Below are 18404 nucleotides of genomic sequence, written 5' to 3' on the forward strand. Positions count from 1 at the left end.
TCAGGCCACCGCCCGCCACATGGCACACAACGGGTCGGCATCGCTGGCCGGTGGGCACAGCTGCAGCGCCGCCACCCGCGGCACATCAAGCCGGGCCGGGGCATACAGGTAGACCGCTGGCAGGGCCCCGCCATACAGCTCGCAGGTGCGCTCGATCAGCGCCTGCAGGGCCTGGTCGCTGTCGGCACAACCTTGCGCCAGCACTTGCTTCCAGGCTCCCCCGGCGGCCAGCAGCAGCACACTGCGCTGTGGCTCGGCCAGCACAAACAGGAAGTCGCCCTGCGCCAGCTGCTCCGTGCAGCGGTTGTAGGCGGCCATCAGGTACGGCTGCACCGAGCGCAGGCTCAGGTGGTGGTCGCGGCCGAGCGCCTGCAGCCGCAACAACAGGGCTTCGGGCAGCGCCGTGGCAATACGGGCGGCACCGGCAGGCTCCGGCGACAGCACGATGCGCCAGTCGTCCAGGGCCTGCCCGTAGAGCGCTTCGAAGCAGGCCCGGGCATAGGCGTGCAGTTCGCGCGGGTGGCCGATGACATCGCTCCACGGCACCAGGCAGAAGCGGCTGTAGCGGGCCGACAGCAACACCCGCAACTGGGCGCCGCCTGCGCCACGCTCGGTCAGCATGGCGGCCAGTGCGTCGACGGCGGCCACCCAGGGCGATTGGCCGGCAGCGCCGGTGAAGGCACGGCTGCCCAGCCACTGGTGACGGTTGGCCTGCCAGCAACCCAGGCCGACCCCCTCGGCACCTAGCACCGCAGTGTATCGACACGAGCCATGATCAGATGAACGTGACACGGTTGATCTCCTCGAGGGTGGTACGGCCATCGCGGACCAGGTCCAGGGCCGAGGCGCGCAGCAGGCGCAGGCCGCGCTGGCAGGCGAGCGCCTTGATCTGCGACAGTGGACGGCGCTCGACGATCATCTGCCGCAGGTCATCGTCCAGATGCAGCAGTTCGGCGATCGCGCTACGGCCGCGGTAGCCACTGCCACGGCACTGGCCGCAGCCCTGGGCGCGGATGAACGCCCAGCCAGCCACGCTCGCGCGGCACAGGCCTGCGCCGTGCAAGGTGTCGTCATCGACCTCACGCGGCGTGGCGCAATGCGGGCAGGCCAGGCGAATCAGGCGCTGGGCCAGTACCGCATTGAGCGCGGAAACGAAGCTGTAGGGGTCGACCTGCATCTGGCTGAAGCGGCCGATCACGTCAAACACGTTGTTGGCGTGGATGGTGGTGAACACCAGGTGGCCGGTGAGCGCCGACTGTACGGCGATCTGCGCGGTATCCGGGTCACGGATCTCACCGACCAGGATCTTGTCCGGGTCGTGACGCAGGATCGAGCGCAGGCCGCGGGCGAACGTCAGCCCTTTCTTCTCGTTGACCGGGATCTGCAGCACGCCGGGGAGCTGGTACTCGACCGGGTCCTCGATGGTGATGATCTTGTCCATGCCGTGGTTGATCTCGCTGATCATGGCGTACAGCGTGGTGGTCTTGCCGCTGCCGGTGGGGCCGGTGACCAGGATCATGCCGTAAGGTTCTGCGGCCAGCCGGCGCAGGGCGCGCAGGGTGTCCTCGGCAAAGCCCAGGGCGTGCAGCTGCACGCCATTGACCCGGTCGGACAAGTCCTGCTTGTCGAGCACCCGCAGCACCGCGTCTTCGCCGAAGATGCTGGGCATGATCGACACGCGGAAGTCGATCTGCCGGTCGCCCACGGCTACCTTGAAACGGCCGTCCTGGGGCACCCGCCGTTCGCCGATGTCCAGCTCGGCCATGACTTTGATGCGCGAGATCACCTGGTCGGCGAAAGCGCTGCCACTGGCCTTGCCGGCAGCGTTGAGCACGCCGTCGATACGGTACTTGATGGTCAGCCCCTGGCCGGTCATGCCCAGGTGGATGTCGCTGGCGTGCAGCTTGAGGGCGTCATACAGTGTGGCGTTGACCAGCTTGACCACACGGCTCTGGTCTTCGCTGATAGTGGCCAGCGACAGGCGTTGCAGCGGCCCACTGTCATTGCAGGCCTCGGCGTCGTGGCCCAGGGCGTCGACGGCGTGGAAGCTTTCTTCCTGGCGGGCGAGGAAGGTGGCCAGGTCGGCGGCATGTGCCAGGTACAGGGGCGCGCCCTGCAGCACATCGTCGATCCAGGCCAGCCGGGCATGGTCGAAGGGGTCGGCGAACACGCCCAGCAGTTGGCCGCCCTGCTCGATCAACACGAATTCGCGCTTCAGGCACATCGCCAGGCTGACCTTGTCGAACCGTGGGGTGCTGGCCAGCAAGGTGTGGCTGTCCAGCACCGGGTAATGCAGGGTCAGGCCCAGGCGCTGGGTGAACGTGTCAGGCATGTCGCAGGCCAGTTGTTCCAGGCGGGTGAGCAGGCGTTCGTCGCTGCTTTGCAGGCGGGCCTGAGCCAGGAGGTCGCGCGGGTAGGCTGAGCAGAGTGGCCGCGAAGTGACCGGTGCAGGCAGTAGCGCGTCCCGTGATGCATCGAATGCTTCTGGCATGGCCTGCGACTCCGCTCAGGGGCGCGTCGCAGACTGGCTCGGCCAAGGGTGCGGGCGCCACTATTCCCCGGTGAGCAGTTGGTCGTCGTCCGGCCCTGGGGCCTTGCTGCCGTTACGGCGGCGGTCGGCCAGTACCCAGCTGCCATCGTACAACTGCAGGGGGAACGACTCGTTGCTGTTCTGGCGTCGCTCGACGAACCCTTCAGCCGGTTTGTCCGTGGCCCTGCGCTGGCGCTCGATACCCAACAGGTCGAAAATCGCACGGGCCAGTTCCGCCAGCGGGAACGGCTTGAACAGGACATGACTCACACCCAGTCCGGCGGCTCGCTCACATACCTCGACGGTAGGGTGGGCGGTAATCAGCACGAAGTGGCATTGCCTGTTCCTGCGTACGGCTTCCAGTACCTGAAAACCCTCCATGTCGGGCAAGCGGTAATCCAGCACGATGACCTGGGGGGCCAGCTTCGCAGCCAGCTCGATACCACCGGCACCATCGTGGGCAACATGGACGTCCAGGCCTTGCGCCTGCAGATACGCCTGCAGGTTTTGCGCAAGAGTCCGTTCGTCATCGACTACCAATACGCTGTTCACCAAGGTCGACTCCCAAGAACTGCCCGGTTAGCGGTCTGCGAAGTGCGCCCTCGTACAGGCTAGAGCAGGCTTCGTGCCAGGCGTTGAAGGTCATGCTGTATCGCTTCAAGCCCTTGATACCGATAGGCTTTTTTTCTGAAACCGGCACTGCGGCAGGCAGCCGCACGGGCCCGTTTCCCCATATCCGGGGAAACTGCCGGTACAGGGCAAATTGGTTAATCCCCAGTATTGGGGCAATGCCATGCCTGACCTCAGTCGGCGATCTCCACTGTAGCGGATGCCCGCAAGCGTTGGCGCACGGCCTGGCGCGCACGCGCCTGGCGTTGGCCGATGAGCGTGGCCCTGGCCAGGGCCAGGCCGTGTTCGCGTATGACCGAAGTATTATCACTTTGGTTCTGCGCCCCTTGCAGTTTTTCCCGGTTGGCCTCGTAAAACGCCTGTACTTCGTCCGCTCCGGGTGCGTCGATCGCAGTGAACAGGTCATACACCTGCTGCGCGGCCAGTTCGTACCGCGCGTAATCATTGTAATGTGACCGGTCGACGCCCGCCTCCGCCAGCCGCCGCTCGAAAACCGCCACACTGCCGGCCGCGGCCTCTATCTCGGCAACATGCGCCGACACTTGTTGCTCGCTGACGGTGATGCCAAGGCGCATTGCCTCCTGCCACAGCAGTTCCTTGTCGATCAGCTCGTTCAGGGCCTGGTCGCGCCAGCGCTTGTACAGGGTCGGGTTGCCGATGCTGGTCACCGCGCGGCCCCGAGCCTGCAGGTATACGCTGAAATAGCACTCCAGGCGCAGCAACCCGATCGCCACGCCATTGACCCGCGCCGCCGGCACATCGGCCCAGCTGGCCTTGGCCAGCACCTGCAACAGGCACAACAACAGCGTACGCATGGCAACCTCCGCTCAAGGGTTGTCCGGCAGCGCCGGTACGGGGTGAACGCGGTGAACCGGGGCGCAGGCAGGGCCACCGCCGTCGCTGCCGATCGCCGGCACCGCTGGCTGCGGCGCCGGCAGCTGAGGCGCATGGCCCTGATGGGCGAACGCCACCGAGGCGAGGATCCACAGGCAAGCGCCCAGCACCAGCCAGTCGACACCGCGCATGCCCACGCGGCGGGAGGTTGCCTGGCTCATGGTTGCACCTCGTGGCGGTCGGCAATGGCCGTGCTTTTGACGTGTACCCGGCGGGCGCTGAGGCGGTTGAGTTCGTCGATCAGCACCGCCGGGTCGGTAACGCCGTAGTAACGCTTCCAGTGCCCGCTGCGCCCGTCACCCACCAGGATCAGTGGCGGATGCCGGCTGAGGTCGGCGCTGAAGCTGCCCAGGCCTTTGAGCGTTTCGCCGATGGCATACGGTGTGCCGGTCAGCCAGCTCCAGCCAGGGCCCTTCTGGAAGGTCCTGGCATAACGTTGCAAGCGCCTGGCGTCGTCGCGTTGCGGGTCGACGCTGATCGACACCAACTGAATCTCCTGCCCTACCCGGCCACCCAGTTGCTCCTGGACCTTGCCCATGACCGCGGACACCACCGGGCACACCGTGGTGCAGCGGGTGTAGATGAAGCCCATGACCACCAGATGCTCGCCGACCAGGTCTTGTTCCAGGCGCACCGGCATGCCGTCCTGGTTCAGCAGCGACACATCGGCAAAGCGTACGCTGGCCTTTTCCTCGCTGGCAGGCCGTGGCTGCGCGGCATGGCCGCCAGGTTCACTGTCGCCATGCGCCAGCGCCAGGCTGCTGGCCAGCGCCAGGGCCAGGGCCAGGGCCAGGGCCAATGTTCTGCAAGCGTGCCTGGTAGTCATCGCGGATTCCTCGCGCCTGTCTGGGAAACCTTGGACGCTGCGGCCGGCGTGACGCGCAGGCTGGTGTAGTTTTCTTCGGCCGGCGCTTCGGCCACCTCGGTGCTGAAACAGTGGATGATCGGGGGCTGCTTGAGCAGGAAGGCCACGTCGAACTTGCCGGCGGCGGGCATCTTCACCGTCGAGCCGTACACACCCGGGGCCAACTCGCGCAGGCTGCGGTCGACGATGAGCGCGGCGCGGGCCTGGTGGCCACGGTTGTTGTAGCCGGACATCGGCGCATTCATGCCCTCGGTATAGAAGTAGGTGGTGTTGTCCACCGGGTTGACCACGAACACCGAGTTGCCATCGCGCGACACCACCATGCCCTGGGCCAGCGGCAACTCGCCGGCCTGGCGTGGCGCCGCCGGGCCGGCCTCGAAACCCTGGATGATCGGTGTACGCCCTTCGCCCAGGCTGGCCAGGTTGATCATGCTTACTGTCGGTGCAGCCAGGCTGCGCACGTAGGCGTAGTTCTGGGTAAAGATCAGCTGGTACGGTTGTGCGGCCACCGGAATATGGTGGATCAGCTTGTCGGTACTGGCATCGATGACCAGCGCCTGGTTGCCCTGGCTATCGAGCACCATGCCGTAGCGCCCATCGTGGCTGAAGCGCATCAGACCCAGGCCCTTTCCGGCCTGGACGGTGTGGCGCAGTTGCTGGCTGCGGGCATCGAGCACCCGCACGCTGCCCTCTTCGCCATCGACCACGTACACCGCCTGGGACAGCGCCGAATAGCTGACCGACAGCGGTTGCGGCCCCACCTTGAGGGTCTTGGCCAGGCGCATTTGCGGGATGTCGATGATGCTCAGCGTGCCACTGGCGCGGTTGCTGACGTAGGCAAAGTGCGAGTCGGCGCTGAAGGCGATTTCATGGTGCCCGCTGCCGGTGTTGAAGGTTTTCAGGGTGTTGCGCCCTGGCACATCGATCACCGTGACACCGCCCTTGGCCGGGTCGCTGCTGTCGTTACCCACCCACAGCCGGTGCTGGTCCGGCTGCAGGGCCACGCGCAGCGGCTGGTCGCCGGCGTCCAGGTCGGCCACGCGGGAGAAGGTTTCGGTGTCGATCACCGAGACCTTGCCACGCTCGGGGATGGACACGAACACCTGCTTCTCGTCCCCGGTGGCCGCCCAATCCATGGGCCGTCCGGGCAACTCGATGCGGGCCAGGGTACTGGTCACGCCGCCCACCGACACCGTCGGGTCGATTACTGTCAGGCTGGCGTCCTGGTTCAGCATCAACAGGAAGTAGCTGTTCAGGTCGAGCAATGGCCTTGCGCCAATGCTGCTTTTGAGAAACAGCGCAACCCGGGCCTTGCAGCTGTGCTCACGGTTGCCCTGCGGGCCCGCCTGCGTCGGGTCGATCCACGCGCCCGGGGCCATGCCCGACAAGGGTTGGCCACTGGCCTGGTCGCTGACCTTGAAGCGGATGCTGGCGATGCTGCCCTCCTGTAACTCCCTTCCGGTCAGCGGCCTGGCCTCGAATTCCACGGTTACGCCGTCGCGGCTCAACCGGTGCAGGGCTTGCGGGTCGGCAGGTGCCTGCAACAGCTCGCGCGGGTCGCACCAGAGGCTTTCATAAGCCACTCCCAACGCAATCAGTGCGCCTCCAAGTGCCATCCCCAGGTAAGCAGGGCGTGGGTTCGTGTTCATGCTCCTGCTCCTTCTCGATCTGCGCCCCATCAGCGCGTTGCCGCCTTCGGCCCGGCAACATGAAGCAGTTGTACAGTGGCCACACATGGCCATCGAACGGGCAGACCATGGCGCGGCTGCCACCGCCGGGCATCGGCACAGGCTTGCGCAGCGGCTGGCCAGGCCCGGCGTGGAGGGGCCTTGCAGGTGGGTGGGTAGGTCAGCTTGACTACCAGGCAGTCATTGGTGGCCGTCGATGACAGGATGGGACGTTTGTGTGGCATAGCCATGCCGTACCTCCGGGACGCAGGATCTCTGCGTGGGGCCGGAGCAAGGTATATGCCACACGATAATTGCTTTGTTTTTCAACGCCTCAGCTCGGCAAGCGAAACAGATTGGGGAGGATACCCCGGCGGTATTCCCCGAATCGGGGGGGGGCGGCAGTGATGGCAACGGGTCGCGGCTGGCACCGCTTCGCTTCCGTTACCATCACCCTGTGCCGTTGCCCGCCTGCCCTTCAGCCGACCAGGCCGCGTACGCAGAAGTACAGGATCGAAGGCCCCATCAGGCAACCCAGGCCGGTGTGGAAGGTAGCCGTCAGCGCGCCATACGGCACCAACCGCCGGTCCGTCGCCGCCAGCCCGGCGGTCACCCCGGACACGGTGCCCGCCAGGCCGCCGAACACCATCGCCGAGCGCGGGTTGTCCAGCGCCAGCAGCCGCGCCGAAACCGGGGTGAATACCATCACCAGAATCGCCTTGATCAGCCCGGTGGCAATCGACAGGGCCATCACCTCCGAACTGGCGCCCAGCGCCGCGCCAGTCACCGGGCCGACGATATAGGTTACGGCACCGGCGCCGATGGTGGTCATGCTGACCGCATCGCGGTAGCCGAAGGCATAGGCCACCGCCGCACCGACGATGAACGGCAGCACCGTGCCCAGCAACAGCGCCAGCGCGCCGATCATGCCGGCCTTGCGAGCCTCGGTGGCCTGTACCTCGAAGGCCGTGGCGACAATGGCAAAGTCGCGCAGCATGGCCCCACCCATCAGGCCGATGCCGGAGAACAAAGCCACGTCGGCCAGGCCTTGCTGCCCGCCGGTAAGCGTGCCCCCCACCCACGCCAGCACCAGGCCGATGACGATGGCGATGGCCGAGCCATGCACGCGACCGAAGGTCAGGTACTTCGACAGCAGCACCGATAGCCACATGATGCCGCCCACCAGCGCGAATGCAGTGATCAGGGCGTTATGTTGCAGCGCATTGGCAATGATCGGCCACATGATCAACGCCCTCCCGCAGGGGCGGCCTGCACGTTGCTTTCGGGCCCGGGTTCTGTCGGCAGTGGGGCACCACGATGGCTGCGGCTGATCACCGCGATGGTCGCGCCGCACACCAGTACTGCGCCTACCGCTGCCAACAGCGCTACCGGCCCGCCGTGCAGGGCGGTGACCACGTTCTGCTGGGCCGCCATGGCCACCACCACCGGGATGTACATGGCGCCCCAGAAGCCCACGCCGAATTCGCATTCCTTGCTCATGCCACCGTTGCGGTGCATGTACAGGCGCGCGCAAATCAGCAGGATCATGGCGATGCCGACCCCGCCCACATTGGATTTGACACCCAGCAGCACGCCCAGGAAGTCGCCGACGATGACGCCGGCAAGCGTGCAGACCGCCAGCAGAGCCACACCATAGATAATCATTGTTATTGTCCTCAGGTAGTGTCGAAGTTGCTTGTTGTTGTCCTTGGTGAACCCACGTGCACGGCATTGCCTATTTGCGGGCCCACGTCGGCCGCCGCCAGGCAGCTGCCCTCATCGATCGTCGGCCACCCCCTGGCGCAATAGCGCATCCAGGCTGTCCCAACGGCTGCCTTCGACGGTCATCACCCGGCCCTGTACGAACACCGGCCTGGCCAGCCCGCTGAGTACACTGCCGGGCGGCATTTCCAGATGCAGGCGCACGCCGCGCTCATAGGCGTTGCGCAACGTACCGCGCCAGTCGACCAGCCGCGCCATGTTGCCGGCCAGGTCGTCGCGCAGGTGCTGTGGGTCGCACACCGGGCGTGCGCTGCTGCCACTGAGATAGCGGATGCGTGGGTGCCGCAGTTCTACCGTGGCGAACGCACGGGCCAGTTCCGCCGCGGGGCCCGCCAGCAGCGGGCAATGCGACGGCACGCTGACCGCCAACCGCCGGGCCATGCCCTGCCCTAGCCGACGCGCCTGGTCAGCCACGGCAGCCATCGCCGAGTCGCTTCCCGCGATGACGATCTGAGTGTCGCTGTTGAGATTGGCCACATAGACCTCGCCGCCCACCGTCATCAGCAGGCGCTCCACGCCGGCCAGGTCCAGGCCACTGAGGGCAGTCATGCCATAACCTTGCGGATAGGCGCGCTGCATCAGCTCGCCGCGCAGGGCAACCAAGCGCACGGCGTCGGCAAAATCCAGGGCGCCTGCCGTGACTGCCGCGGGGTAAGCACCAATCGACAAGCCCGCCACATAGTCCGGCGCAGGGCTCCGTTGCATCAGCCAGCGTGCCCAGGCCACGCCAGCCAGCAGCAGGCACAACTGCACCGCACGGGTCGTCTGCAGCGACTGCTGGCTGTCCAGCGCCAGCGCCTGCTGGCCGAGGATGTCGCTGGCCTCTTCGAGCAATCGCCCGGCACCCTCAGGCAAACGCTGCAGCATGCCCACCTGCTGTGCGCCCTGGCCAGGGAAGGCAAACAGGCTGCTCATGCGGCACGCTCCAGGGCTGCCCATGGGTCGCTGACCAGGCGTGGCCCCTGCGCCGCCCTGAGCAGCACGCGGCGGCCCAGGCCAGCCCACTCGCGCAAGGCGATGCCGCCCGCCGGCGTTTCCAGCTGCACATCGATACGGCACGGTGCGCAATCGAGAGCATCCAGCAGCTCCCGCGCCTGCGCACGGGGTAGCGGTTGGGGCGTATACAGCAACAAGTCGAGGTCGCTGGCGGCGTGGACGACTTGGCTACCGCTGGCAATCTGGTAGCCGACCGCGCCGGTAGGCCCCCAGGCCAGGCCGCTGGCGTCCAGTAACGGGGTGACCGAGACCAAAGCCTGCAAGGCAGGCCAACGGCTTTGTGCTTGCCAGCGCAGTGCTTCGGGGCCTTGTCGACGCTGAATATCCGCCAGGCGCATCATTGCCGCCAGGCGCCGCGCCCGGCCCTGGCCGCGTAGCCCCACCGCCACCCAGCCGGCGTTACCGATGGCTCGACGCACCACCACCGGCTGGCCGTCGAGCAATACGTCTCGCGCCCATGGCGGGGCATCGCCAGGCAGGCCCGAGGCAGGCATCCCCCAGAGCAGGTCGTGCGGCCTTGGCGCGTTCATCTCAAACGCCCTGCCATTGCTGGCGCAGCTGTTCGCGTACCTGGCGCGAGGCGCTGCGGTGCTCACCCACCAGCCGCGATGACAAATCAGTCGAGGCGCCGATATCCCGCACGGCTTCGGCCAGGCAGGCGCGCACATTGGCAATGTCGGCGGCGCTCGGTGCCGCGGCATCCGCTACTGCCAACCGACGCCACAGCAAGCCGAGGGACGCGTAGCTGGCCAGGTCGTAGGCCATGGGTGGCACCTCGGCAGCCAGCGCCTCCAGTTGCTCGACACTGCGCAGGGTGATCCGCGCTGCCGCCGCCTTGCCCATGGCGTGCACCATGACCCCGGCATCGTCCAGGGCGATCAGGCGCTGGGCCTGGTAGCCGTGGGCCAGGAAGGCACCGGACATGGCCTTGCCGACCAGCAGGCCGATCACTGGGTGCCCGGCCAGGCGTGCCTGGGCATAGGCCTGCACCGCGGCCGCCAGCGCCTGGTGTATGCCCAGCGCCTCCTCGCGGCGGCCATAGGCCTGGCTGGGCACGTCGATCACGGCGACGATAGCCCGCTTCTGACTGTCACGGTCAGCCTCGACTGCCTGGCTCACAGCCTTGGCCAGGCCCCAGCCCTCCAACAAGCCGACTTCGCCCGAACGGGCCCGGGGGAAAGGATTGTCGGCATCCGGCACTACGGCAATGAAGCGCGCCAGGCGGTTATCCAGTTCACCGTCGACTACTCGCAACGACGCCGGGTAGCCCGGCAAGGCGGGCCCGCCGGCCAGGCCCGGCAGCCAGTTCAAGGCTCGGTTCATTTGCTTTCTCCTTGGTAGAGGGCGCGTACAGCGGTGGCGTCCAGTTGCGGGCAGGCAACACCCAGCCGCGCCAGGCGCCCAAGGAACCAGTCGTACTGGCTGGCACGCTCCCTGGAAGGCTCGTCGAGCAGTTGCAGCAAGCGTTCGCGCAGGGCCTCGATGTCATCGGTCATGTAGCCATCCGCCAGCCCGCTGGCATGACGCTGCTCACCACCGGTCAGGCCCCAGATCAGCGGTCGGTCCCTGGCGTCGTACTCGGCGATGCCGGCCTCCTGTTCGATCACCTGGGGGCCGTTGAGGCCCAGGCGCGCCTCACGGGTAACCAGCAAATGGCTGCACAGGCCAGCGGCGATGGCCATGCCGCCGAAACAGCCGACCGAGCCTGCGACCAAGCCGATCACCGGCTGCCATTCGCGCAGTTCGACGATCGCCGCCTGGATCTCGGCAATCGCGGCCAGCCCCAGGTTGGCTTCCTGCAGGCGCACACCGCCGGTTTCCAGCAACAACACGGCACAGGTGGGGATGCCGTTGCGGTTGTCTTCGCTGGCCAGTTCCAGCGCACCCGCGATCTTGGCCCCGCCCACCTCGCCCATGCTGCCCCCCTGGAAGCCGCCTTCGATGGCCGCGACCACGGCGCTGCGCCCGTTCAGCCGCCCCTTGGCGATGATCACGCCATCGTCGGCCTGCGGCACGATGCCCTGGCGTGGCAGCCAAGGCGACATCAACCGGTCGAACGGCCCCAGCAGCTCGCGGAAAGTGCCGGGGTCGAGCAAGGCGCGGGCACGCTGGCGGGCGCCCAGTTCGACAAAGCTGCGGCTGCGCAGCAAGCGTGCAGTGTCAGTCATGGGCAATCTCCTCGAAGCCTTGTTCCAGGCGCAGGCGGACCACGCCTGGAGTAGCGCCGAAATCATGGATGGCGATATTCATGGCCGGCCAGGTGTGGCCTTCGAACAGGCGCTGGAACAACTGCGTCCAGCGGGCACCGCTACCGTTGACCGAGGTCACCACCTGGACCTGCAAGGTGCCGGCGGTACCAGGTTCGATCAGTACTTCGAGGTCGCCAGAGCTGACGCAACCCACCAGCGAGCGTCCACGGCCCGGCTCGGCGGCGGGGAATTGAAAGGTCAGGGTTTCCATGTCACAGGCTCCCGGCTTTGTCGAGGAGCAGGCAGGCGGCCAGCAGATCGGCGGCACCGCCCGGTGAGGCGTTCAGGCGCAACAGTCGAGCGTCCAGCGCCCGCAGCTGGCGGCGACCGCCCAGGGTGGCACTACCGCCGGCTTCGAGTACCGCGCGGGCGCCCTGCTGCAGGGCTTGCAGGCCTTGTGGGCCGGCGCGCCAGAGCACGCAGGTATCGCTGAGCACGGCCATGATCGCCAGCAAGGCGTCAAGCCGGGCATGCGGCTCGCTGGCGCCGTTGGTGCGGCTGCGCCGCAGTTGTGGCAAGCCGTGGCCGATGACCGCGGGGAAGCCTTGCTGGGCCTGTTCGCGGGCGCCCGCCGAACCATAGCGGCGGCGCACCTGCTGACCGTGGCTGTCATGCGCAATCGTGGCCGGGTCGTCAAGCAGCGCGATGCGCCCGGCGCGGGCGGCCAGGGTAGCGGCATCAGCGCCGCCACCGAGGGCCCTGGACGCGACCAGCAGGCCCAGTGCCCAGATGGCACCACGGTGGGTGTTGATCCCGCCGGTGGCAGCCAGCATCGCCGCCTCGCCTTCGCGGCCGATATGGCCGAGGCTGGCGCGCAGCGCCTGGCCGATGCTGCCGATGGCCTGGGCGGCTTCGGCCATTTGCCGCAGGCATGGCCACAGGGCCAGCGCCGAGGCATGCATCAGGCCCAGAGTCATGTCGTGGTGGGCGCCGTTATCGCGGCGGTCGACCAGACCGGGCTTGGGCGACAGGTCGGCTTCGTCGATCAGGGCTTCCACGGCCAGGTCGGCCAGGTGGTCGGCCAGGGAGATTTCGCTGGTCCGGGCTGGCCTCTTCGCGGGCCAGCCCGGCTCTACCGGGAGCGCGCCGGTTTCGTGGATGTCGAGTGCGTTCATCACCAGCTCCTGAACCGTGCGGGCGGGTTGTACAGGCCGCCGGACCATTCGACCAGGTCGGCAATGCTGCGCGCGGCCAACAGCTCGCGGCTGGCGTCGGTGCGGCGGATGCCGAGGTCTTCCGGCAAGGCAACCAGGCCCTGCTGACGCAGGCTCAAGGTGTCCTTGGGGGCGTGACGCAGGCCGATGACAGTGACCCCGGCCACAGCGGCGATCATCTGCCGGCGTTCCTCCAGGCTGCGCGCCTTGTACAGGTAGGCAATACCTTCTTCAGTCAACAGGTGGGTGACGTCGTCGCCATAGATCATCACCGGCGCCAGCGGCATGCCGGCTTGCCTGGCCACATCCACGGCATCCAGGGTTTCGACAAAGGTGGGCTTGCCGCCATCCTGGTAGGTCTCGACCATCTGCACCACCAGCTTGCGGCCACGTTCGAGCAGCGTTTCCGGCACCGTCATGTCCAGCCACGCCGGGCTTGCATGGCGCCGGCCACGCGGGTCGTGGCCCATGTTCGGCGCGCCACCGAAGCCGGCCAGGCGGCCACGCGTCACAGTCGAGGAGTGGCCATCGCCATCCACCTGCAGGGTGGCGCCGATGAACAGGTCGACGGCGTACTGCCCGGCCAGCTGGCACATCATGCGGTTGGAGCGCAGCGAGCCATCGCGACCGGTGAAGAACACATCGGGGCGCTGGGCGATGTAGTCCTCCATGCCCAGTTCGGTGCCGAAGCAATGCACGCTTTCTACCCAGCCGGTCTCGATGGCCGGGATCAGCGTCGGGTGTGGGTTGAGCGTCCAGTTGCGGCAGATCTTGCCTTTCAACCCAAGGGATTCACCGTAGGTCGGCAGGATCAGTTCGATGGCAGCGGTATTGAAGCCGATGCCGTGGTTCAACGACTGCACCTGGTGTTTTTCGTAGATGCCGCGGATGGCCATCATCGCCATCAGCACATGCACCGGCTTGATATGGCGCGGGTCGCGGGTGAACAACGGTTCTATATAGAAGGGCCGGTCGGCGACCACGATGAAATCCACCCAGGATGCCGGAATATCGACCCGTGGCAGGTCAGCGGCACGGTCCACCAGCTGGTTGACCTGGGCGATGACGATGCCGTCACTGAAGGCGGCAGGCTCCACCAGCGCCGGGGTGTCTTCGGTGCTGGGGCCGGTGTAGAGGTTGCCGTCGCGGTCGGCCATGAAGCCTGCCACCAGGGTGACGTTGGGAATCAGGTCCACCAGCAGCCGCGAGTACAGTTCGATGTAGGTGTGGATGGCCCCCACTTCCAGCAGGCCGTCTTCCAGCAACTGGCCAATGCGCAGGCTCTGCGGGCCGGCGAAGGAAAAATCCAGTTTGCGCGCGATGCCGCGTTCGAACAGGTCCAGGTGCTCGGCGCGGCTGACGCTGGGCATGATCATGTGCAGGTCATGCAGGCGTCCGGGGTCGACCTTGGCCAACGCACGCGAGAGAAAGTCGGCCTGCTTCTGGTTGTTGCCTTCCAGTACCACCCGGTCGCCGGGGGCCAGCAGCAGTTCCAGGGCTTCGACGATACGTTCGGTGGGCAGCACGACGCCATCGGCGAGGTGGCGTACCCGGTCAAGGCGGCGCTGCTTCTCGGCGCGCCGTCGCGACCATTGCGGCGGTGGATGCTGTGTTGTTGTCATGGTGACTCCACGGGTTCGCTGTCGTGGGACCACCTTAGGGCCGGGGGAGCTGGCGCATCAATCAAGCTCACGGGCTGATCGTTACGGCCAGGTTAACGAATGCCGGGGTCGACTGCCTACGTTCGAGGGCCAGGCGAATTGTTGCTAGAGTGGCGATATCCTTGCCAAGGTAAAAATGCAGAATCCCCCTGCAGATTTGTCGATTGTGCACGGTAAATTCGCATGACAGGATTCTGCGATCCTCCAGCGAACTCCAGACTTCACTTGGAAAATCAATAACAAAGCAGGGAGAACGCAATGACTGCGCACGCTACTACCTCAGCCACCGACCCTGTACTGGCCGAAGTCCGCAACCACATCGGCCACCTGACCCTGAACCGCCCTGCCGGCCTCAATGCCCTGACCCTGGACATGGTGCGCAGCCTGCGCCGCCACCTCGACCTGTGGGCCAGCGACCCGCAGGTGCAAGCCGTGGTACTGCGTGGCGAGGGCCCCAAAGGCTTCTGTGCCGGTGGCGACATCCGTTCGCTGCATGACAGCTTCAAGGCTGGCGAAACACTGCATGAAACCTTCTTCGTCGAGGAATACGCGCTCGACCTGGCCATCCACCATTACCGCAAGCCGGTACTGGTGCTGATGGACGGCTTCACCCTGGGCGGCGGCATGGGCCTGGCCCAGGGCTGCGAGCTGCGCGTTGTCACCGAGCGCAGCCGCCTGGGCATGCCTGAAGTGGGCATTGGCTACTTCCCGGATGTCGGCGGCAGCTACTTCCTGTCGCGCATCCCCGGCGAACTGGGCACCTACCTGGGCGTCAGCGGCACCCAGATCCAGGCCGCCGATGCGCTGTACTGCGGCCTGGCCGACTGGTACCTGGCCAGCGACAAGCTCGCCGCCCTCGACCAAGGCCTCGACCAGCTGCGCTTCGGCGACCACCCGCTCAAGGACCTGCAGAACCTGCTGGCCAGGCTTGGCACCCAGGCGCTCGACAATGCCCCGCTGGAAAAACTGCGCCCGGTCATCGACCACTTCTTCGCCCTGCCCGATGTGTCGGCGATCGTCGAGCAACTGCGGGCGGTCAGCATTGGCGACAGCCACGCCTGGGCCGTGGCCACCGCCGACCAGCTGGAAAGCCGCTCGCCGCTGGCCATGGCGGTTACCCTGGAGATGCTGCGCCGCGGCCGCCACCTGGGCCTTGAGGAGTGCTTTGCCATGGAGCTGCACCTGGACCGTCAGTGGTTCCAGCACGGCGACATCATCGAGGGCGTACGTGCACTGATCATCGACAAGGACAAGCAGCCACGCTGGAACCCGCCGACCCTGGCCGCCTTGCAGCGCCAGCGCGTCGATCAATTCTTCGAAGGCCTGTGAGCCGGGGAGTACACAGATGCAAGACCTGGAACTGAGCGAAGAACAGATCATGATCCGCGACATGGCCCGGGACTTCTCCCGTGGCGAGATCGCCCCGCATGCCCAGGCCTGGGAAAAGGCCGGCTGGATCGACGATGGCGTGGTACGCAAGATGGGCGAACTGGGCTTGCTCGGCATGGTCGTGCCGGAACAGTTCGGCGGCAGCTATACCGACTATGTCGCCTACGCCCTGGCCGTGGAAGAAATCGCCGCCGGCTGCGGTGCCACCGGGGCGATGATGAGTATCCACAACTCGGTGGGCTGCGGCCCGCTGCTGGCCTACGGCACGGCGGAGCAGCAACAGCAGTGGTTGCCGCGCCTGGCCAGCGGCGAGGTCATCGGTTGCTTCTGCCTGACCGAACCGCAGGCCGGCTCCGAAGCGCACAACCTGCGCACCCGCGCCGAGCTGGTGGACGGCCAGTGGGTAATCAACGGCGCCAAGCAGTTCGTCAGCAACGCCCGCCGCGCCGGGTTGGCGATCGTCTTCGCGGTGACTGACCCCGAGCTGGGCAAAAAAGGCCTGTCGGCATTCCTGGTACCCACCGACAACCCGGGCTTCAAGGTCGACCGCAGCGAGCACAAGATGGGCATCCGCGCCTCCGATACCTGTGCGGTGACCTTTGACAACTGCTGCATCCCCGCTGCCAATATCCTCGGTGAACGTGGCAAGGGCCTGGCCATTGCCCTGTCCAACCTCGAAGGCGGCCGAATCGGCATCGCCGCCCAAGCCTTGGGCATTGCCCGTGCCGCATTCGAGGCGGCGCTGCTGTACTCACGTGACCGCGTGCAATTCGGCAAGCCGATAAACGAGCACCAGAGCATCGCCAACCTGCTGGCTGACATGCAGGTACAGGTCAATGCCGCGCGCCTGCTGATCCTGCATGCCGCGCGCCTGCGCAGCGCGGCCAGGCCGTGCCTGTCGGAGGCGTCACAGGCCAAGCTGTTCGCCTCGGAAATGGCCGAGCGGGTGTGCTCGATGGCGATCCAGGTGCATGGCGGGTATGGCTACCTGGAGGACTACCCGGTGGAGCGCTACTACCGCGATGCGCGGATCACGCAGATCTATGAAGGCTCGAGCGAGATCCAGCGGATGCTGATTGCCCGGGAGTTGAAGCACTACCCTCTGTAAATAGCCGCAATGCCGGGGCCGCTGTGCGGCCCATGGCCGGCAAGCCAGCGCTCACACCGACCGCATCGGTGTCAAACCTGGTGCAGTACCCTGTGGGAGGCGGCTTGCCGACGATATGGCCAGTGCAGGCATGTACAAAGGCGCTAGCCACTTCAGGCCACAAGTCAGCGCCAATAACGCGCATCATCCACCACGCTGGTATGCCCCTCGAACAACGCCGGCAACTGCTCCTTGAGGTAATCGATCCAGGTCCGCACCTTGGCATCCAGGTAATGGCGTGACGGGTACATCGCGTACAGCGCATTCTCCCTCAGCCGGTACGGCGCCAGCAGCCGGCACAAGCGCCCTTGTTCGATCGCCTGGCTGGCGGTATAGAACGGCAACAGGCCAATGCCCATGCCCAGCTCGCTGGCCACCAGCATGGCGTCGGCGACGTTGGTGGAGAAACTGTCGTTCGGCGCGATCACGCACTGGTCCCCCCCCTGCGGGAACACCCAGTCACCTTCGTACATCGGGTAGGCCATGCGCAGGCAACGGTGCTGGTGCAGGTCTTCCGGACGTTCGGGTACACCGTGGGCCTGCAGGTAGCTGGGCGCCGCGCAGGGGATGCTGAAGATGTTGCCCAGCGGCACGGCAATCAACTGCGAATCCGGCAGGGCACCGTCTACGGTGATCACCACGTCATGCCCTTCGGCCAGCGGGTCCGGGTTGCGCTGGGACAGGGTCAGCTCGATCACCACCTCCGGGCACAGGGCGTTGTAGCCGGCCACCAGCGGCATCAGCAACAGCCCCAGCCCATGCGGGCAATGCAGGCGCAGGCGGCCACGCGGGGTCAGGTGTGCACCACGGGCTTCGCCCACCGCTTCCTCGGTCAACAGCAGGATCTGCCGGGAACGCTCAAGAAACCGCTCGCCAGCTTCGCTCATGCGCAAACGCCGCGTCGTACGGTGCAACAGGCGGGTCTGCAGCTGGTTTTCCAGCTCGGCAACAATGCGCGACACTTGCGCTGCGGAAATGTCCAGGGCATTGGCAGCCGCAGCGAAGCTGCCGCATTCCACTACCCGGGCGAAGGTACGCATGGCATGCAGCATGTCCATGGAGGGCTCCTTGTTCGATGTATTCTTGCGCCGCAGGCAGGAATCTATCACGGATTGGCCCATTTATTGTGGATGACCAATGAATCCATCATGAGTCATCCATTGAAAAAGGAGCCCTCCATGAAACGCTCGATCCCGGCCCTTGTCGTCGCCACCACCCTCGCCTCGTTCGGCGCCTTCGCCGACACCGGCAATAGCCAGCCGGTGAGCAGCCACTATCAATACGGCATGCCGCTGGACGTGGCCAAGGTCATCTCCATCACACCACCCAGCAATGCCGCCGACTGCCAGGTTGGCACCGCGCACATGGTGTATGTCGACCATCAGGGACAAAAGCGCGAGATCGACTACCGGGAGATGGGCAACTGCTCGCAGCAGTGAG

The 18404-nt window shown here is 66.3% G+C and carries 18 protein-coding genes and 2 pseudogenes; 3 read left to right on the plus strand and 17 right to left on the minus strand.

What is annotated here, in order from left to right; all coding sequences use genetic code 11:
* The 16 genes and pseudogenes from B4L76_RS00640 to mdcA form a co-directional block, all read right to left on the minus strand.
* Window positions 1-822, minus strand: coding sequence for a hypothetical protein (locus tag B4L76_RS00640; protein WP_296229789.1), 822 nt, complete (start codon window positions 820-822; stop codon window positions 1-3).
* Window positions 776-2491 (minus strand): GspE/PulE family protein, encoded by a 1716-nt coding sequence (locus B4L76_RS00645; protein ID WP_296229790.1) that lies wholly within the window; start codon window positions 2489-2491, stop codon window positions 776-778. Before B4L76_RS00645 ends, B4L76_RS00640 begins: the two co-directional genes overlap by 47 nt.
* Window positions 2492-2551: 60 nt before the next feature.
* Window positions 2552-3085 carry a response regulator gene (locus B4L76_RS00650; RefSeq protein ID WP_296229791.1) on the minus strand — a complete coding sequence of 178 codons (534 nt, stop codon included), beginning with the start codon at window positions 3083-3085 and terminating at the stop codon, window positions 2552-2554.
* 248 nt (window positions 3086-3333) lie between these two features.
* Window positions 3334-3975 carry a SurA N-terminal domain-containing protein gene (locus tag B4L76_RS00655; RefSeq protein WP_296229792.1) on the minus strand — a complete coding sequence of 214 codons (642 nt, stop codon included), beginning with the start codon at window positions 3973-3975 and terminating at the stop codon, window positions 3334-3336.
* Between the two features lie 75 nt (window positions 3976-4050).
* A pseudogene (locus B4L76_RS00660) lies at window positions 4051-4215 on the minus strand (SCO family protein); the annotation flags it as partial.
* The gene (locus B4L76_RS00665; RefSeq protein WP_296229793.1) at window positions 4212-4880 is read right to left on the minus strand and encodes an SCO family protein; all 669 of its coding nucleotides are present in this window, start codon (window positions 4878-4880) and stop codon (window positions 4212-4214) included. The pseudogene B4L76_RS00660 and the gene B4L76_RS00665, both read right to left, overlap by 4 nt.
* 79 nt (window positions 4881-4959) lie before the next feature.
* Window positions 4960-6568: pseudogene (locus B4L76_RS00670) on the minus strand (YncE family protein); the annotation flags it as partial.
* Between the two features lie 496 nt (window positions 6569-7064).
* On the minus strand, window positions 7065-7829 hold the full coding sequence (madM, locus tag B4L76_RS00675) for a malonate transporter subunit MadM (protein ID WP_296229795.1): 765 nt from the start codon (window positions 7827-7829) through the stop codon (window positions 7065-7067).
* 2 nt (window positions 7830-7831) lie between these two features.
* Window positions 7832-8251, minus strand: coding sequence for a malonate transporter subunit MadL (gene madL / locus B4L76_RS00680; RefSeq protein WP_296229796.1), 420 nt, complete (start codon window positions 8249-8251; stop codon window positions 7832-7834).
* A 111-nt stretch (window positions 8252-8362) separates the two neighbouring features.
* Window positions 8363-9283 (minus strand): malonate decarboxylase subunit epsilon, encoded by a 921-nt coding sequence (gene mdcH, locus B4L76_RS00685; RefSeq protein ID WP_296229797.1) that lies wholly within the window; start codon window positions 9281-9283, stop codon window positions 8363-8365.
* On the minus strand, window positions 9280-9894 hold the full coding sequence (locus B4L76_RS00690) for a malonate decarboxylase holo-ACP synthase (RefSeq protein ID WP_296229798.1): 615 nt from the start codon (window positions 9892-9894) through the stop codon (window positions 9280-9282). The genes mdcH and B4L76_RS00690 overlap by 4 nt, the downstream gene beginning before the upstream one ends.
* Before the next feature lies 1 nt (window position 9895).
* On the minus strand, window positions 9896-10687 hold the full coding sequence (gene mdcE, locus B4L76_RS00695; RefSeq protein WP_296229799.1) for a biotin-independent malonate decarboxylase subunit gamma: 792 nt from the start codon (window positions 10685-10687) through the stop codon (window positions 9896-9898).
* Entirely contained in the window at window positions 10684-11532 is an 849-nt protein-coding gene (locus B4L76_RS00700) for a biotin-independent malonate decarboxylase subunit beta (RefSeq protein WP_296229802.1), read from the minus strand. The genes mdcE and B4L76_RS00700 overlap by 4 nt, the downstream gene beginning before the upstream one ends.
* A complete protein-coding gene (locus B4L76_RS00705; RefSeq protein ID WP_296229803.1) occupies window positions 11525-11824 on the minus strand; it encodes a malonate decarboxylase subunit delta in 300 nt (99 codons plus the stop codon). Before B4L76_RS00705 ends, B4L76_RS00700 begins: the two co-directional genes overlap by 8 nt.
* A gap of 1 nt (window position 11825) precedes the next feature.
* The gene (locus B4L76_RS00710) at window positions 11826-12728 is read right to left on the minus strand and encodes a triphosphoribosyl-dephospho-CoA synthase (RefSeq protein ID WP_296229804.1); all 903 of its coding nucleotides are present in this window, start codon (window positions 12726-12728) and stop codon (window positions 11826-11828) included.
* Window positions 12728-14389, minus strand: a complete 1662-nt coding sequence (gene mdcA, locus B4L76_RS00715; protein ID WP_296229805.1) for a malonate decarboxylase subunit alpha — start codon at window positions 14387-14389, stop codon at window positions 12728-12730. The genes B4L76_RS00710 and mdcA overlap by 1 nt, the downstream gene beginning before the upstream one ends.
* 297 nt (window positions 14390-14686) lie before the next feature.
* Between mdcA and B4L76_RS00720 the strand changes: the two genes are divergently transcribed.
* Together B4L76_RS00720 and B4L76_RS00725 are read left to right on the plus strand one after the other, a co-directional pair.
* On the plus strand, window positions 14687-15757 hold the full coding sequence (locus tag B4L76_RS00720; protein ID WP_296229806.1) for an enoyl-CoA hydratase/isomerase family protein: 1071 nt from the start codon (window positions 14687-14689) through the stop codon (window positions 15755-15757).
* Between the two features lie 16 nt (window positions 15758-15773).
* Window positions 15774-16925 carry an acyl-CoA dehydrogenase family protein gene (locus B4L76_RS00725; protein ID WP_296229807.1) on the plus strand — a complete coding sequence of 384 codons (1152 nt, stop codon included), beginning with the start codon at window positions 15774-15776 and terminating at the stop codon, window positions 16923-16925.
* Between the two features lie 164 nt (window positions 16926-17089).
* Here B4L76_RS00725 and B4L76_RS00730 read toward each other — a convergent pair whose 3' ends face one another.
* Window positions 17090-18022 (minus strand): LysR family transcriptional regulator, encoded by a 933-nt coding sequence (locus B4L76_RS00730; protein WP_296229808.1) that lies wholly within the window; start codon window positions 18020-18022, stop codon window positions 17090-17092.
* 120 nt (window positions 18023-18142) lie between these two features.
* Here B4L76_RS00730 and B4L76_RS00735 point away from each other — a divergent pair, with 120 nt between their 5' ends.
* The gene (locus tag B4L76_RS00735) at window positions 18143-18403 is read left to right on the plus strand and encodes a DUF2790 domain-containing protein (protein WP_296229809.1); all 261 of its coding nucleotides are present in this window, start codon (window positions 18143-18145) and stop codon (window positions 18401-18403) included.
* Window position 18404 lies beyond the last annotated feature (1 nt).

The sequence above is a fragment of the Pseudomonas sp. UBA4617 genome, from assembly GCF_002386445.1.
Classification (GTDB): Bacteria; Pseudomonadota; Gammaproteobacteria; order Pseudomonadales; family Pseudomonadaceae; genus Aquipseudomonas.